The organism is Polaromonas sp. AER18D-145 (genome assembly GCF_002379095.1).
Classification (GTDB): Bacteria; Pseudomonadota; Gammaproteobacteria; order Burkholderiales; family Burkholderiaceae_C; genus Polaromonas.
This window is the reverse complement of sequence record NZ_NBZV01000109.1, coordinates 1-1,614: the sequence shown is the minus strand read 5'-3', so window position 1 is coordinate 1,614 and position 1,614 is coordinate 1. Positions and strand designations below refer to the sequence as shown.

The 1,614-nt window shown below is 63.2% G+C and carries 1 protein-coding gene; it reads left to right on the top strand.

The features are described 5' to 3' along the window. Window positions 1-85 precede the first annotated feature (85 nt). Complete coding sequence (locus tag B7G52_RS23060) at window positions 86-1,441, top strand: IS1182 family transposase (protein WP_096699986.1); 1,356 nt, start codon at window positions 86-88, stop codon at window positions 1,439-1,441. The last annotated feature ends 173 nt before the right edge of the window (window positions 1,442-1,614 follow it).

The following is a 1,614-nucleotide window of genomic DNA, read 5'->3' as shown; positions in this document are numbered from 1 at the left end:
CTAGGAGCCTGTCGGGCTTTCCCGTCTTTCGCGAAGCGGGGTATGGCGCAACAATTGCTGGAGTAGACCAAAGGAGTCCTGCCCGATGAGCCGGTTCATATCTGTTGACCGAGACACTGCTTACCTTCTGCCGCCCTCGGTGGACGAATGGCTGCCCGAAGATCACTTGGCGCGCTTTGTCGTTGAAGTCATCGACCAGCTCGATCTGAGCGAACTGGTGGGGCAGTACGCCGGTCGCGGCTCGGATGCCCATCACCCGGCGGTGCTGCTGGGGCTGCTGATTTACGGCTATGCCAGCGGTGTGTTCAGCTCGCGCAAGATCGAGCGGGCCACTTACGACTCGGTGGCGTTGCGGTTTGTAGCGGCCAATACCCACCCTGACCACGACACCATCGCCACCTTCCGGCGGCGTTTCCTGCCACAGGTGAAGTCGCTGTTCGTGCAAGTGCTCATACTGGCACGCGAGATGAAATGCCTGAAGCTGGGCACCATCGCGCTGGACGGCACCAAGGTGCATGCCAACGCCAACAAGCACAAGGCCCTGTCCTGGGGCCATGCCAACAAGATCGAAGCCCAGTTGCGCAGTGAAGTGCAGGCCCTGCTGGACCTGGGCGAGAAGGCCGATCGCGCGCGGGTGCCCGATGGCATGGACGTACCCGCCGAGATCGCGCGGCGCGAGCTGCGCCTCAAAGCCATCGATGCGGCCAAGATGCAGATCGAGCAGCGAGCGCGCGAACGGTTCGAGGCCGAACAGCAGGAGCACCAGGCCAAGATGAAGCGCCGCCAGGCCCAGCGCGATGCCGGCAAGAAGCCGCGCGGCAAGGACCCTGAGCCGCCCAAGGCAGACCCCAAAGACAGCGACCAGGTCAGCCTCACCGATGCGGACTCGCGCATCATGCCCGTCTCCGGCGGGGGCTTTGAGCAAAGCTACAACGCCCAGGCGGCGGTGGACACGGCCACCATGCTGGTCATTGCCACCCATGTGAGCCAGGCGCCCAACGACAAGCGCGAAATCTTGCCCATACTGGATGAACTGAGCACGTTGCCGGCCTCGCTGGGACAGCCCGAGACGCTGCTGGCCGACACCGGTTACTGCAGCCAGGCCAATGTGCGGCACTGCCATGCGAGGCAGATTGAGCCACTGCTGGCGATGGGACGTGATTCGCACCATTTACCGGTGCTGCAGCGCTTTGCGCCGGACGCTCCTGCGCCTGAGAGCGACGATGTGGTGGTCCAGATGGCCCATCGGCTCAAGACCCAGGCGGGGCGAGTACTGTATGGATTGCGCAAGCAAACCGTGGAGCCGGTGTTCGGGATCATCAAGCAGGCGATGGGCTGGCGCCAGATGTCCATGCGCGGGCTGGACAAGGCCGAGGGCGAGTGGTCTTTGGTGACGCTGGCATGGAATATCAAGCGGCTGCATGTGCTGAGGGCGGCATGAAACGGGGCAATGGGGTCAGAAAACTCGCCCAACGAAGGCCACAGACAGCGTGTAAGGCCTTGCCAGGCTTCGCGCAATCGTGCGATCACGCGCAAAGCACGACTCGGGCCCTCAAAAATTCACCTCGCCCGCAAATCATCGCTTGCGCGCACTCAAGTCCGACAGGCTCCTAG